Below are 14,542 nucleotides of genomic sequence, written 5' to 3'. Positions count from 1 at the left end.
GTGAGCGAGACTATTGCCGCTATCGCTACGGCTCACGGCATCGGCGGAATTTGCATAGTTAGAATTTCAGGCGAGGAAGCGCTATCTATCGCTCTAAGCCTTTCACATCGCAGTTTTTTGCGCCCTCGCTATGCCACGCTTGTGAATCTTTTTGACGCGAGCGGCGAAGCGTTCGGTGAGGCGATTTTGATATATTTCAAGGCTCCGCATAGCTTTACCGGCGAGGATGTCGTAGAAGTGCAGACCCACGGCGGCTTTACGGCTTCGTCCTTGGCGTTAGATGCCGTGCTGGCTCTAGGTGCGCGCGTAGCAAATCCGGGCGAGTTTAGTAAGCGAGCGTTTTTAAACGGTAAAATGGATCTTAGTAAAGCCGAAGCCATAAGCGATCTGATTAATTCGCGCTCGCAAAGTGCGGCTAAAATTTTAGCTAGAAACCTGCGGGGCGAGCTGGCAGACTTCGTTGCAAATCTGCGCGCAGCTCTGGTTAAGACGTTGGCCTTCGTCGAGGTTTGCATCGATTACGCGGAGGATGATCTGCCCGCAGATGTGCTGCAAAACTCGCAAGAAATGCTTAGCCAAAATATCGCTTCGCTAGAAAAAATCACTCGCATCAGCCGCAGCCGCAAGGGACTGATCGAGGGCTTTAAAGTAGCGATTGTGGGTAAACCTAATGTCGGTAAATCAAGCATTTTAAACTCTATGCTGAGCTTTAATCGCGCTATCGTGAGCGACGAAGCGGGCACTACGCGCGATCTTATCGAAGAAAGCCTGCAGATAGGCACTCATCTAATCCGTATAGTCGATACCGCAGGTATCAGACACAGCGGCTCAAAGCTCGAAAGTATCGGCATTTCATATTCGCTTCGCGCTGCAAGCGAGGCAGACGTGATTTTGGCAGTGTTTGACGCAAGTCGCGAATGGGACGCCGAGGACGCGCAGATCTTAAAAATATTGCGTGAACAAAAAGACAAAAAAATCATCTACGTTTTAAATAAATGCGACTTGCCGCGTAAATTTCATCCTAGCACAGAGGATCTTGGCGATGATTTAGAGGCTTTTTCTGCAAAAAATTTAGCATCCGAAAATCCCATATCAGAGAATTTCGCAGCCGAAAATTTAAAGCAAAGTCGGACCTGCGATGCTTCTTTAAATTCCTGCGCGCAGAATTTAAAAGCTAAAAATTTAAAGCGTGACTTAAGCGCGCAAAATTCTACTTCCACAAATTCCACGCCTACAAGCCAAACAGTTCTTGCGAATTTCATAAATTCAAAGGAACAGAATTCCGCCGCAAAAGCGGGACTAGCGTCGCCAAATACCGAGCGCGCTACTGCAAGCTGTGCTGCGGAGAATTTTACGAAAGATGATTCCAAACAAAATTCTGCAAATTCCATCGCTCCTAATAGCTCTGCAATAAATTCCGCTAAGCAAAATACCCAAGCAAATTCCATTTTTGCGCCACTTGAAATTTCTGCAAACGAGGGTGTGGATAAAATTTTAACCGCGCTGCAGAGCTACTTAAATTCTCAAAATTTCGATGGCCTTATGCTAAGCAACGAGCGGCAAATTCTATCTTGCGAGAGCGCGCTCGCAGCTCTTAAAAACGCGAGCGAGCGCCTAGCTTGCGGCGAGCTTGAGCTTTTTGCATTTGAGATAAATCGCGCGATTGAGGCGATTGCACGTATTTCGCGTCCATTTGAGCGAGATGAAATTTTAGACGAAATGTTTAGCAATTTTTGCCTCGGTAAATAGCGTTTTAGCTACTAATTAGCCAAAATTCAATATAATCTCGCATTTAAAACGAGGTCTTTATGAAGGAAAAAATCCAATATTTTTTGGCGCTGGGTCTGATAAAATTTGCAAAATTCGCGCCGAAAAGCTTCATATTCGCATTTTTCGATAAGCTCGCACTTTTCGCATCGTGGAAGCTTAGTAGGCGCGTTAAAGTCGCGCAGGATAACCTTCGCGCCGCTTATCCACAAAAAAGCGAAAGTGAGCTTCACTCTCTTGCGATCGAGAATTTTCGCAGTATCGCTAGGACGCTTACCGACACGCTTTTATTTTACAACGGCAGACTAAAATTTGATGATCTGATTTCAAACGGCGAGCAGGCGCTAGAGCGCGTCCGAAAGCTAAAAGGTGATAATCCGCACGGGATTTTATTTTTTACCGCACATTTTGGAAATTGGGAAATTTTAGCTAATTTTTTCGGCGCCAACGGCTTTCCCGTCTCGGTAGTCGGGCGTCGCAGCGATAATGAGTTGATCGAAGAGCGGCTCGTGGCGCCGTTTCGCGAGCGCTACGGCAATGACCTCATTTACAAGGACGATGCGATGCGCAGGCTCGTGCAGGCGCTAAAGCAGGGGCGCAACGTAGGCATTCTGCCCGATCAAAAGCCGGGCCCTAAAAATAGCCTGATTACGACCTTTTTTGGACGGCAGTGCTACACCACGAAGACTATCGCGTCGCTTTATTTGAAATTTCATCCCGTGCTGATACCCATTTTTGCGCGGCGCGGCGCGGATAATCGCTATGAGATCGTGATCAAGGATTTTCCGCCACTACCTGAAGGGTTAAATAAGGACAAAGCCGAGCTGTTTATCACGCAAAAGTGCAACGACATTTTCGAAGAGGTCGTGCGAACCGCGCCGCAGCAGTGGTTTTGGATACATAAACGATGGAAGATGGACTGATGGCGCGGCAAATTTCAAGAGGCGAGAGCAGGCGGGGTGTCATAAGAAATTTATCCGCACCGCAGGGCTCGCGCCTCTTTGCAAAAGAGCAAAGCGTCGAAAATTTAAGTAGAGCCGCGCGAGCGGGTAAAATTTTAAATCGCGAAAGCTCTATGGCGATCGCTGCCGTCGCGCGAGCGAGCAAAAATTCGGATTTCAAAAATTTTATATCGGTTTGCGGCCGCCCTTCTTGCGCTTTGCAGCGTGAAAGCTTTAGAGGTAAAAATTTAAGATCCGACGCCTCAGATTACGTATGTCGCGTAGGCGGCGGACCGCTAAATTTTAATAGCGAAAACTCCGCTGCAAATCCGCCCGCCGCTAAAAATCCGCATCGCAAAGCGCTCATCTTAAGTGACGGCCGCAAGGGGCATGAGAACCAAAGTATCGCATTTTGCGAGCTAAAAGGGCTTGATTTTTGCATTTGCAAGATCGCTTACGCAAACAAGCTTTTTAAACTCTGCTCCTACGCGCTTGATTTTTTCGGGCTTTATTTTAAAATTTTTAAGTACGACTTCGGCGAGGGCGGCACGGCGGCGGACCTTAAAAACGGATCAAATTTAAATAGTCCCGCTTTAAACAGCCCCGCCGCGCCGAATGGCACCAATTCAGGCGCCGTATCAGATAGCGCAAATTTAGACGCTGTATCAGATCGTAATTTAAATTTCGCAGATTTCGATCTGTTCGTAGGCGCGGGCTCTACGATCTATTACGCGCTGAAATTTTACGCACGCAGATATGCTAAGCCGAGTATAGCGCTGATGTATCCGAAGGGCTACCGCAAGGATTTTAGCGTCATCATCGCAGGCGCGCATGATCGCCCAAAGCCGCGCGCAAATCTTAAAATTTCACCCGTCTCGCTTAGCTTTTCGCGCCCGCAGGGGCTGTACCGGCCGCAGCGCAAATCCATCGGATTTATCATCGGCGGGCCGAATTCCTGCTTTGAGATGGGGGATGAAATTTTAAAGCAGATCGAGGGCGTGAGGGCGCAGTTTGCGGACTGCGAGTTTGCGCTAACGACCTCTCCGCGCACGCCGCAGGCTACCGAGAGCGCGCTAGAAAAACTCGGTTGGGATTACAGCGTGATTTATAGCCGCGAGCTCGTAAATCCGATCGGCGATTTTTTGGCGCAGTGCGAGTGGGTCTTTATCAGCGAGGACAGCGTCTCGATGATAAGCGAGGCTGCATCTAACGGGAGCGCGAACGTAGCCATTTTAAGTTTAAAACGCAAAGTCGCTCATAATAAATTTGACGATTTTATAAGCGCTCTCGTTTCTACTGGGCATGCTAGGCGATATAGCGAGGGCGCGAAGCTGAAAAAGACTGCGAAGTATGATCTTAAGGCATTTGTGAGGGAGATAAAAATATGAGGGTCGTGCAAATTTTGCCTGAGCTGAACGAAGGCGGCGTCGAGCGCGGCGTAGTCGAGCTAAATAGAGAGTTTGCGCGGCGCGGCATCGAAAATTTCGTTATCAGTAACGGCGGCAAATTGGCGCCAAAGATAGAAAAAGATGGCGGCGTGCACGTACAGCTCGACGTTTGCTCCAAAAATATCCTAAGCGTTGCGGCGCGCGTTTTAAAGCTGCGTAAAATTTTAAGCGAAATTTCTCCAGACATCGTGCATGTCCGCTCCCGCGTGCCGGCGTGGCTGGTTAAATTTGCCCATCCCAAAGCAAAGATCGTAAGCACCGTGCACGGGATAAATTCCGTAAATTTCTACAGCAAAATCATGACGGATGCGGACGCGATCATCTGTCCTAGCGGCTATGCGTGCGATCACGTGGTGCGAAGCTACGGCGTAGATGCAGCCAAGATCACGATCATTCCGCGCGGCATCGATCTGGAAAAATTTAATCCCAAAAATTTAGACGAGCGCTTCATTGCGGAATTTCGGCAGAATTTTAACCTCGCGCAGGATGATTTCATCGTCTCCGGAGTTGGGCGCATCACGCAGATTAAGGATTACAAAACCCTAATCCGCGCCGCGGCTTTGGCAAGCGAACAAAAGCTTAAAATTTTGATCGTAGGCGGCGTGGGAGCGGGCCGCGACGAGTATTTTTCCGAGCTAAAATCGCTCGTAGAGGGGCTTGGTCTCTGCGAGCGCGTAATTTTTGCAGGTTCGCAGAGCAAGGTAGCCGAGATTTACTCGCTCTCGTCGGTCACGGTAAGCGCTTCAAGCAAGCCCGAGAGCTTTGGGCGCTCGATGGCTGAGGCGATCGCGTTAAATTGCCCGGTGATCGCGACCCGTCACGGCGGCGCGCTGGATATCGTAAGAGAGGGCGAAAACGGTTATTTTTTTGACGTGGGCGACGCACAGGCGCTGGCGGGGCTGTTTGCCCCCGCGCGCGAGCTGAAATTTGACGGCTACGGCTACGTTTCGCAAAACTTCAGCCTAGAGCAGATGGTAGAAAAAACGATAAAGGTTTATGAGAGTTTAATATGAAAAAATTTTTTTACGAAAACGGCGCGCCTAGCGGCTGGAGAATCACATTTTTAACGCTGCTGCTTCTTTGGTGCGCGTCGCTGTTTTTTAAAAACGCGGTCTATCAGATCTCCTTTGCAGCGCTAAATTTACTCTTTTTGGCGCATCTATTGTATTTTAAAAACTACTTGGTTCTAAGCGAAATTTTGAAAAAGACGCGATTTATCGCGATCTGCTTCCTCTGCCTGGTAGTGACGCTAGCGATCTCAAACCTCCTAAACGAGGCCGCGATCTCAAAAAAAGCATGGCAGAGCACGCTATTTTTCGTGCTTCGATACGGCACAATATTTTTGGCGCTTTGCTATTTTTACAAGCTTAAATTTTTTGATCAAAACGCCGTTTTTGCTTTTTTGTTCGTGGGGCTTGGAATTTTATCGGCGAGCACGATCTATCAGTTTGTAAGTAGTCCTGATGCGATCGTCTTTTCAAACAATTCTGTTCGCGGAGGTCTTAGCGGAGCGCTTTCGAACCGCAATATTTTAGGGCTTTTTATGGGTTTTGGGCTCTGCCTTAGCGCGGTGGCGATACGGCGGCCTTTGGCGCTTAAATTTGCAACTCTATTTTTATTTGCATTTTTTATGATCTTTTCATTTTCCAGAGCGGCGTGGGTCGGCGCGTTCTGCGCGCTCGCGTTTTACGGCGCGCTAAATTTAAAGAGCCTAAACAAAAAATACCTACTTTTCACGGTGGGTTTCATCGCACTTTTTGCCGTTTTGCTTGCGCTTTCGCCGTCGTTTGAGCAAAGGCTAGCCGCGCTGTTTAGCGGCGATTCTTCAGGCAGGACCGTGATTTGGAGCTATATTTTAGAGATGGCGCAGCAAAAGCCTATCTTGGGCTATGGGCTGGGCTCATATATAAATTTGCCGGGCTCTCCGGTCCTTGAGCATCCTGAATATAACGCGCCGCACAATTTATTTTTAGAAATTTTACTTTATAGCGGCGCGCTCGGGCTTATCTTTTACGGCGCGATCCTATTTGGCGTTTTTAAAGAGTGCGTCCAAAGCAGGCAGTTTGGGGTTCTTACGCTTCTAATTTATCTTTTGATAGATTGCCAGTTTGACCACGGCGCGTATCTGTCGAAAGAAGCGCTAAGCCTGGCTACGATACTAAGCTTTTTGGCCTATCGCATGAGGATCGAGCGATGATCTACGCGGCGGTTTTGGCTTTTGCGGTGCTTTTTGCGTGGTTTAGCCTGCGCTTTGCGTGGTGGGCGAAGGACCAACCTTACGAGTATCCGCGCGTGCTGATGTATCATATGATCCGCGAGCATCTGCCAAAGCGCGCCTCTAAATTTAACCGCCTGCGCGTGACCCCCGCTGCGTTTGAAAAACAGCTTGCGTGGCTGAAGCGAAACGGCTTTACGAGCTATACTTTAAGCGAGCTTGCGAGTTTGAATGAGAAGCCTACGAAGGCGGTTTGTATTACTTTCGATGACGGGTATCGCGATAATCTCACGGGCGCTCTGCCGATACTTCAAAAATACGGCTTTAAGGCGACGATTTTCATCGTGAACCGGCGCTTTGACGGGGATTGGGCGACCGATAAAGATCTGAAAAAATCAAGCGATGAGCTAAATCGCGAGCAGATGCTAAGCGACGAGGAGGTTCGCGAGCTTTTGCGAAGCGGGCTCATCGAGATCGGCTCGCATACGCTGGATCACGCAAACTTGCCTAGCCTGGATCCGCAAGAGCAGCTGCGCCAGATGAGCGAATCAAAGCGCGAAATAGAGGCGAAATTTGGCATTACTTGCAGCGCCTTTGCCTATCCGTTCGGCTTTTACGACGAGATTAGCGTCCGCTGCGCGCGCGAGGCGGGCTTTAGCTGCGCCGTTACGACGCAAAACGACGTGTTGCGCCCGCACTACTCAAATTTTGAAATTCCGCGCATCATGGTTAGCGGCAGGCAGGGGCTTTTGAGCTTCATTTTGAAGATGAAGAAGGGCAGAAACAGATGAAAATCGCCTATCTGTGCTGCTCCAGATTTTACGGCGGCGTCGAAAAGATCGTAATCGACTCGCTAAATGAGCTTTGCAAAAGCGAGCAGGCGGCGCTAATCGTGCCTGCTAGATGCGAGTTTTTGCAGCGTCTGGATGCTCGCGTGCAAATTTATGAGTACAAAAGCCGCGATAAGCGCTACAATCCGTTTTTGTTCGTTGAAATTTATCGGTTTTTACGCTCGGGCGGATTTGAAATTTTGCATTCGCACGGCGCCAAAGCCGCACAGATCGGCTTCGTGGTCGAAAAATTTTTAAATCTTAAGCTTGTTGCGACCAAGCACAACGATCGCAAAGCGCCGGTTTTCGATCGCGTGCGAAACGTCATCGCAGCCTCGCGCAAGGTCGCAACCACGATAAATCACGCCGCAAAGGTGATATATTTCGGCATAGAGCCGCGGCGGGAGTTTGAAAATCATGAAATTCTCGCGCGCTGCAAGGACTTGGAGGGTGCCGCAAACGAAGCGCTCAAGGAAACAAAGGATGCGCGCGGCGACTCGGCCGGCGCTGCGAATACGTCGCAAAATATGACTGGCACTGTATTTGCATCGCAAGATACGCCTGATGGGGTGAGTGTATCGCAAGATAGGGCTTTCGATGCGGACGCATCGCAAAATAAGACTAGTAGCATATTCGTATCGCAACAGGGCGTAAGCGCGGCGGCGGGAAATTTTAAATTTAGCATCGTTGCGGTCGGCAGGCTCGATAAGATCAAGGGTTTTGATCTTTTGATCCACGCCGCAAGCGAGCTGAAATTCGATTTCGAGCTTAAAATTTACGGGCAGGGCGGCGAGAGGCAAAATTTGCAAAATTTAATCGATTCGCTAAAATTGCAGGATCGGGTGCGGCTGTGCGGCTTTTGCGACGACGTTGCGGCGGCCCTGAGCGCGTCGCACCTGCACGTCATCAGCTCGCGTAAGGAGGGCTTTCCGGTGATTTTGATCGAAGGTATTTTTTATTCGCCCGTGCTGATATCTACCCGCGTGGGCGGAATTTCGGAAATTTTAAGCGAGGAGTTTTTATGCGAGGCGGCAGCTCTGGGCGCTAAGATCGATGAAATTTACCGCACTTACGGCAAATCCGCCCGGGCTTTTGCGCAAAAACATGCCAAGTTCAAGCAAACTTTGACGCTGCAAAATTATATTAGCTCGCTTAAAAATTACTACGAGGAGCTGTTATGCGAAGTCTAAAGATCGTGCATTGCGGCATTTTCAACGAATACGACGACGGCAGTTTTTTCTACGGCATGGAGCGCAAAATCAGCCACGGGCTCATCCGCGGCGGGCACTTCGTCTATGATTTTAGCTACCGCGATTGGGAGCGGAGCCTGCGCTTTTGCGGGCTGAAAAACAGCGGGCTAGAGAAGATGAACGCCAAGCTCGTGCGTATCTGCGAAAACATCGGCGCCGATCTGCTTCTAATCGGCAAGGGCGAAAAGATCGGTCTTAGCGCGCTGCGGGCGATAAAATCGGCGCTTCCTAAGATCAAAATCGCGATCTGGTACGTCGATCATCTGCAAGAAAAACGGGAATTTTTCGAAAAGCTAAGCTTCATCGACGTGTTTTTTTGGGCGAATGCGCTGAAGCTACGCGATCTTTCGGCGAGATACGGCGCGAAATTCGCCTTTTTCCCAAACATCTCCGACGTGGCGTTTGATAGACGTCTAGACGCCGCTAAAACGACCGACGTGATCTACATAGCGCGTGATTATAAAGAGGACGTGAGGTATAAATTTGCGCTTTTGCTGCGCGATTTCTGCGAAAAAGAGGGGCTTAGGCTTAAAATTTTTGCGAGCCTCGGCGCGCCTGCCGTATTCGGCGATAAATTTCATCGCGAGATCGCGGCTGCGAAGATCGCGATAAATTTTAATCGCGACGACGAGCTTGAGTGCGTGCGCGCTCATAAATTGCTCGGTGCGAGCGACCGCATGGCACAGTTTTTAGGATGCGGCGTCTGCACTTTTAGCCCCAAGATCGCGGGGTTTGAGCGGCTTTACGAGGATGGCTCGGAGATAGTTTATTTTGACGATCCTGCGGATTGCTTTTCAAAGATCAAATGCCTCCTTTCTAGCGGCGAATACGCGCACATCGCGCAGCGCGGCAGAGCCAAGACGCTAAGGATCGCAAATGCCGCCCGAGTGGCAAAATTTATGCTTGAGACGATCTTCGAAGAGAGCTTTGGCGCAGATGCCTGCGGTGAAATTTCTGATGAAAAATGCAGCGAGAGCGGCGGCGAACGTCACGACGCACCAAACGGAAGAGATAAAAACGAGCGGAGCGATTTTTACAGCGATCCTTACGAGTGGCGCGAGTTCGTCTATAAAAACGGAGAAAAATTCAGATGATTTATTTTGCGGCTTTTCTGATCTTTGCCGCCGCGGTAGGCGTTTCGCTGCGGTATAACTGGTGGCGGATCCCGCAGGGTTGGCATAAGGCGCGGGTGCTGATGTATCATAGCGTAGAGGAGCACAAGGGCGATAAATTCGACAAATGGCGGCTAAGACCTGCGGATTTTGAAAGACAGATCGCGTGGCTTGCGAAAAACGGCTTTAAGAGCTTTAAATTTGGCGAGCTAATTGCTCTAGAGCGGCTGCCTAAAAAGGCTGTTTGCATCACATTCGACGACGGATTTGAAAATAACTTTACCAGCGCCTTTGAAATTTTGAAAAAATATGATTTCAAAGCGAGCATATTTTTGGTCCCGGACGCCGTGCAAAACGACTGGGAGCGCGCTAATACGACCCATCTTGCAAGGATGCTGAGCGAGGAGCAAATTTTAAAAATGCAGGCAAGCGGGCTAGTGGAGTTTGGCGCGCATACGATGCATCACGTAAATTTAGACTTTACCTACGCGAGCGATCCGAAGCTCGCAGCAGATGAGATCATCACGTCCAAAGCTCGCGTAGCAGGTATTTGCGCTCAGCCGTGCGAGGTGTTTGCCTACCCGTACGGTAAATTTAATGACGAAATTTTAAATATCGCCAGATCAAATTTCAAAGGCGCGGTGGTCGTCAAGCGCGGACTTTACGAGGCGGGCGACGACAAATACGCCGTAAAACGTATCGGCATTTTGGGCACGGAGGGGTTTTTTGATTTTTGGCTGAAATTTACGAGGATAAGGAACAAACTATGATTAAAGCGTCCGTTTATGCGATAGTGATGAATGAGGAGCGCCATATCGAGCGTATGCTGCGTAGCGTGGCGGATTTTGCCGAGATCATAATTGTCGATAGCGGCAGCACCGATGCCACGCTGCAAATCGCGCGTAAATTTACCGATAAAATTTACCACCACGACTGGCAGGGCGAGGGGGTGCAGAAAAACTACGCATTTTCGCTCTGCAGCAACGAATGGGTGCTAAATCTCGACGGCGACGAGGAGGTAAGTCCTGAGCTAAAAGGCGAGATAGAGGAGTTTATGAGCCAGAGCGATTACTCGGCGCTGGATATTAAATTTCATGAATACTCGCTCGGGCGCAAGTGCTCGGATCTAGTGCGCAAAAATACTCACATCCGCTTCTTTCGTAAGGAGTGTGGCGAGTATAAAAATATGGGGGTGCACGCGCAAATTTCGATCATAAAAGGCGCGGTGAAAAAGAGCAAATTCTGCATCAACCATTTTAGCGAAAAGCCGATCGCAGAGCTCGTTATGAAAAACAACAACTACTCCACGCTGCGCGCGCAGGGGGATTTTGAGAAGGGTAAGAAGCCGAGCCTTGCGAAGCTTTTGCTGATCTATCCGTTTGCGTTTTTTAAATCATACATTTTGCGCAGATCGCTTTTTGACGGGCGCAAGGGATTTATCACGGCAAACATTAACGCATTTTACGCGTTTTTAAAAGAGGCGAAACTTTACGAGAAGTATCTTAAAAAGGGCGAAGATTAATCGAAATGATAGAAAATTTTAGCTATCATACGGACCTAAATTTAACGGCGAAAAGGGCGAAAAAATGGACAAAAAAGTAGTAGCGGCACATAAAATTTCAGACGAAGAATATGAAAAAATTTTAAAAATTTTAGGTCGCGAGCCAAATCTGCTCGAGCTTGGGATTTTTAGCGCGATGTGGAGCGAGCACTGTAGCTACAAATCAAGCAAAAAATATTTAAGCGGCTTCCCGACCAAGGCGCCTTGGGTTATCCAGGGGCCCGGCGAAAATGCAGGCGTCATCGATATCGGCGGCGGCATGGCTGCGGTTTTTAAGATGGAAAGCCACAACCACCCTAGCTTCATCGAGCCATTTCAGGGCGCTGCGACCGGCGTGGGTGGGATACTGCGCGATATCTTTACGATGGGCGCGCGCGTCGTAGCCAATATGAACTCGCTTCGCTTCGGCGAGGTGCGAGGGCAGAGTGAGAATGCGCGCAAGCAGCGCTATCTGCTAAAAGGTGCGGTTGCCGGCATCGCGCACTACGGCAACTGCATGGGGATCCCTACGATAGGCGGCGAGACGACGTTCGACGCTAGCTTTGACGGCAACATTTTAGTTAACGCCTTTGCTCTGGGCATCGTTAAAAAGGATGAAATTTTCTACGGCAGAGCTGAAGGTGTCGGCAACAGCGTGATCTACGTGGGCTCTAAGACCGGTCGCGACGGCCTCGGCGGAGCTGTGATGGCGAGCGATAGCTTTAGCGACGCGAACAAATCCCTACGTCCGACGGTGCAGGTGGGCGATCCGTTCGCCGAAAAGCTGCTGATGGAGGCGTGCTTGGAGCTTTTTAAAACAGATTACGTCGTGGGTATCCAGGATATGGGTGCGGCGGGGCTTACTTCAAGCAGCTTTGAGATGGCGGGGCGCAGCGGCAGCGGCATGAGGTTAAATTTGGATCGCGTGCCAATGCGCGAGGAGGGGATGAGCCCATATGAGCTGATGCTGAGCGAGAGCCAAGAGCGTATGCTGATCTGCGCCAAAAAGGGCTGCGAGGAGAAAATCAAAGAAATTTTTGCCAAATGGGATCTTGATGCCGCCGTAATTGGCGAGGTGACGGATAGCGGCAAGATGGAGCTTTTTTGGCACGGCGAGCTGGCGGGCGTTATTCCGATCGAGCCGCTTAGCGAGGCGGCTCCCGTGCTGGATCGCCCGATAAAAGAGCCTGCATATATGGCGCAGATCGCGCGGCAAAATTTGTGCGGTTGCGGCGCGAGCGAGCGTGAACTAGACGCGGCGTTTGATAAAATTTTTGAGGACCCCGAAGTACTAAATAAATCCTACATCTACGATCAATACGACGCTAACGTAGGGCTAAACTCCGCCAAGCGTCCCGGCATGCTGGGCGCTGCGGTGATGCGAGTTAAGCAAAACGGCGTAAAGCTCGCGATGGCTGCGGATTGCAACACGCGGATGAATTACGTCCATCCTCGCATAGGTGCGGCGCTTGCGGTAGCGTCGGCGGGGCGAAAGGTCGCGATGAGCGGCGCGACGCCTTTAGCCATCACCGATTGCCTAAACTACGGTAATCCGCAAAATCCAGAGGTTATGTGGCAGTTCGCGCAGGGCTGCGAGGGGATCAAGCAGGCTTGCGCCGCGCTAAATACCCCCGTCGTAAGCGGCAACGTAAGCCTGTATAACGAAACGGGCGGCGTTAGCATTCAGCCCACTCCCGCGATCGTATGCGTGGGAACGAATGAGGGCGAGATCATCCCTAGCGATTTTTGTGCTAGCGGCGTGAGCGTCTATCTGGCGGGCGATACGAAGGGCGTTTTTGCGGGCTCGCTTTATATGAAAACGGTAGAAAATCGCGTCGCAGGCAGCCTGCCTGAGTTAAGCTTAAAAGCAGAGCGCGCTCTGTGGGACTTCGCGATAGAAGCTGGCAAGAGCGGGGTTTTGAAATTTGCAAACTCCGTAGGTATCGGCGGCGTGGCGATTACGCTTGCGAAGATGACGTGCGTGGGCGGCGTAGGCGGCGAGTTTGAGATGAGCTGCGATGATAGCAGAGATATTTTCGACGAGAGCTTTTCGCGCGCGATTTTCGGCGTGCGCGACGAGGCGAAATTTAAAGAGCTGGCCGCAAAATACGGGTTAAGCTTGATGCGACTAGGCACCAGCGGCGGCGAAACGTTTCGCATAAATTCCGTCCGTAAAAACCTTGCTGCATTAAAAGAAATTTACTTCGGCGAGTTTGCCAAGATCATAAAGAGCGAAGATTAGCGCGTGCTTAGCATCATATTTCTTTTAATCGCGCTGTATATTTTCGCGCAGATCGGCGTGGCTTTCGGCAACTCCGGCTATCGCGGCAAGGCGCAAATGCAGCTAGGAGAGGCTAAAATTTTAGTAGCGCTTCTAGCCAAGGTCGCCAAAAGCGACGGGCACGTAAGCGAGTCCGAAGCCGCGATGATAAGCGAAATTTTAGACGATTTGGTGCGCCAAATGGGCGCCGGCGAACGCGAACGCCAGGCGCTGAAGCTCGTTTATAAGCTCGAGAAAGAAAACCTCGCAAATGTTCGCGAGCTCGCCGAGAAATATAACCAAACCTACCGCCCAAGCCCGAGCCGCAAAACTGGGCTAATCTATTTCTTTTTAAATTTAGCCTACGTCGATCGCGGTTTTAGCGCGGCAGAGCGGCGCACAATCTCGCAGATCTGCGACGGATTGGGCATTGCGGAGCATATCCAAAGCCAGATATTCGCGACCTTTGAGCGCAGCTTTTACGGCACCTATTACGAAAACAGCGGCGCGCAAAGCGATACGGCTTACGACGAATATGACGGCTATAGCACAAGAAGCGGCGGGTATTGGGACAAATACGGCGGCAGAAGCACCGGCGGCTACGGAAGTAGCAGTTATGGCGGCGGCACCGGCTACGGATATGGCGGCACGGCGGGTTCGGGCTACGGAGGCTCGCAAAGCTCGAGCGGCTCATACGGCGGGTATTCGAGTGGATATGGCGGTTATTCGGGCAGCTCGCAAGGCTCCGCCAAAAGCAAAAGAGATCCGTATGAAATTTTGGGGCTTCCCAAAGACGCTACGTTTAACGAGATCAAGAAAAAATACCGCGAACTCGTGAAAAAATACCACCCCGACATCCTGATGGGCAAGGGCGCGGACGAGGAGATCATCCAGGAGGGTACGAAGAAGCTTCAGGAGATCAATGAGGCGTATAAAATTTTAAAGGAGCGCTTCGGCGAAAAGTAGGGCGAAATTTTAAAATTTGAGGGCGCAGAGCGTCTTGAAATTTTAAAATAGGATGGCGAGACGGCGGCAAGGTGCAGCGAAGGAATTTTAAGGCGCGATATCGCAATATGCGCGGCGTGCGAAAATTTCAGGTCGCGCAAGAGCACCGAGCTTGTTTGCCGAAATTTGTGTCGCGAGAGATTGGCTGCAGCGCGGCAGCGAAATTTCAAAGCG

Annotated in this window: 12 protein-coding genes; all 12 read left to right on the top strand. The window is 50.3% G+C overall.

The window, feature by feature from the left end; translation table 11 throughout:
- The 12 genes from mnmE (at position 1) to Q0393_RS06650 (ending at position 14,329) form a co-directional block, all read left to right on the top strand.
- Complete coding sequence (gene mnmE / locus Q0393_RS06705; protein ID WP_298978910.1) at positions 1–1,749, top strand: tRNA uridine-5-carboxymethylaminomethyl(34) synthesis GTPase MnmE; 1,749 nt, start codon at positions 1–3, stop codon at positions 1,747–1,749.
- 59 nt (positions 1,750–1,808) lie between these two features.
- On the top strand, positions 1,809–2,690 hold the full coding sequence (locus tag Q0393_RS06700) for a lysophospholipid acyltransferase family protein (protein ID WP_298978908.1): 882 nt from the start codon (positions 1,809–1,811) through the stop codon (positions 2,688–2,690).
- Positions 2,675–4,096, top strand: coding sequence for an ELM1/GtrOC1 family putative glycosyltransferase (locus Q0393_RS06695; RefSeq protein WP_298978906.1), 1,422 nt, complete (start codon positions 2,675–2,677; stop codon positions 4,094–4,096). Before Q0393_RS06700 ends, Q0393_RS06695 begins: the two co-directional genes overlap by 16 nt.
- A complete protein-coding gene (locus tag Q0393_RS06690; RefSeq protein WP_298978904.1) occupies positions 4,093–5,169 on the top strand; it encodes a glycosyltransferase family 4 protein in 1,077 nt (358 codons plus the stop codon). Before Q0393_RS06695 ends, Q0393_RS06690 begins: the two co-directional genes overlap by 4 nt.
- Positions 5,166–6,353, top strand: coding sequence for an O-antigen ligase family protein (locus tag Q0393_RS06685; protein ID WP_298978902.1), 1,188 nt, complete (start codon positions 5,166–5,168; stop codon positions 6,351–6,353). The genes Q0393_RS06690 and Q0393_RS06685 overlap by 4 nt, the downstream gene beginning before the upstream one ends.
- Positions 6,350–7,162 (top strand): polysaccharide deacetylase family protein, encoded by an 813-nt coding sequence (locus Q0393_RS06680; RefSeq protein ID WP_298978899.1) that lies wholly within the window; start codon positions 6,350–6,352, stop codon positions 7,160–7,162. The genes Q0393_RS06685 and Q0393_RS06680 overlap by 4 nt, the downstream gene beginning before the upstream one ends.
- Positions 7,159–8,391, top strand: coding sequence for a glycosyltransferase (locus Q0393_RS06675; RefSeq protein WP_298978897.1), 1,233 nt, complete (start codon positions 7,159–7,161; stop codon positions 8,389–8,391). Before Q0393_RS06680 ends, Q0393_RS06675 begins: the two co-directional genes overlap by 4 nt.
- Positions 8,379–9,545, top strand: coding sequence for a glycosyltransferase (locus Q0393_RS06670; RefSeq protein WP_298978895.1), 1,167 nt, complete (start codon positions 8,379–8,381; stop codon positions 9,543–9,545). The genes Q0393_RS06675 and Q0393_RS06670 overlap by 13 nt, the downstream gene beginning before the upstream one ends.
- Positions 9,542–10,333, top strand: a complete 792-nt coding sequence (locus tag Q0393_RS06665) for a polysaccharide deacetylase family protein (RefSeq protein ID WP_298978893.1) — start codon at positions 9,542–9,544, stop codon at positions 10,331–10,333. Before Q0393_RS06670 ends, Q0393_RS06665 begins: the two co-directional genes overlap by 4 nt.
- Positions 10,330–11,085, top strand: a complete 756-nt coding sequence (locus tag Q0393_RS06660) for a glycosyltransferase family 2 protein (RefSeq protein WP_298978891.1) — start codon at positions 10,330–10,332, stop codon at positions 11,083–11,085. Before Q0393_RS06665 ends, Q0393_RS06660 begins: the two co-directional genes overlap by 4 nt.
- A gap of 64 nt (positions 11,086–11,149) precedes the next feature.
- Positions 11,150–13,345 (top strand): phosphoribosylformylglycinamidine synthase subunit PurL, encoded by a 2,196-nt coding sequence (purL, locus tag Q0393_RS06655; protein WP_298978889.1) that lies wholly within the window; start codon positions 11,150–11,152, stop codon positions 13,343–13,345.
- Between the two features lie 3 nt (positions 13,346–13,348).
- Positions 13,349–14,329, top strand: coding sequence for a molecular chaperone DjiA (locus Q0393_RS06650; protein ID WP_298978886.1), 981 nt, complete (start codon positions 13,349–13,351; stop codon positions 14,327–14,329).
- The last annotated feature ends 213 nt before the right edge of the window (positions 14,330–14,542 follow it).

It is taken from the genome of uncultured Campylobacter sp., from assembly GCF_938015785.1.
Classification (GTDB): Bacteria; Campylobacterota; Campylobacteria; order Campylobacterales; family Campylobacteraceae; genus Campylobacter_B.
This window is presented reverse-complemented; position numbering and strand designations above follow the sequence as displayed.

Excerpts from the sequence above, each read along its gene's own strand:
- Q0393_RS06665 (WP_298978893.1), top strand. The coding sequence starts at position 9,542 with ATGATTTATTTTGCGGCTTTTCTGATCTTTGCCGCCGCGGTAGGCGTT.
- purL (WP_298978889.1), top strand. The coding sequence starts at position 11,150 with ATGGACAAAAAAGTAGTAGCGGCACATAAAATTTCAGACGAAGAATAT.
- Q0393_RS06660 (WP_298978891.1), top strand. The coding sequence starts at position 10,330 with ATGATTAAAGCGTCCGTTTATGCGATAGTGATGAATGAGGAGCGCCAT.
- Q0393_RS06675 (WP_298978897.1), top strand. The coding sequence starts at position 7,159 with ATGAAAATCGCCTATCTGTGCTGCTCCAGATTTTACGGCGGCGTCGAA.
- Q0393_RS06695 (WP_298978906.1), top strand. The coding sequence starts at position 2,675 with ATGGAAGATGGACTGATGGCGCGGCAAATTTCAAGAGGCGAGAGCAGG.
- Q0393_RS06685 (WP_298978902.1), top strand. The coding sequence starts at position 5,166 with ATGAAAAAATTTTTTTACGAAAACGGCGCGCCTAGCGGCTGGAGAATC.
- Q0393_RS06670 (WP_298978895.1), top strand. The coding sequence starts at position 8,379 with ATGCGAAGTCTAAAGATCGTGCATTGCGGCATTTTCAACGAATACGAC.
- Q0393_RS06680 (WP_298978899.1), top strand. The coding sequence starts at position 6,350 with ATGATCTACGCGGCGGTTTTGGCTTTTGCGGTGCTTTTTGCGTGGTTT.
- Q0393_RS06690 (WP_298978904.1), top strand. The coding sequence starts at position 4,093 with ATGAGGGTCGTGCAAATTTTGCCTGAGCTGAACGAAGGCGGCGTCGAG.
- Q0393_RS06700 (WP_298978908.1), top strand. The coding sequence starts at position 1,809 with ATGAAGGAAAAAATCCAATATTTTTTGGCGCTGGGTCTGATAAAATTT.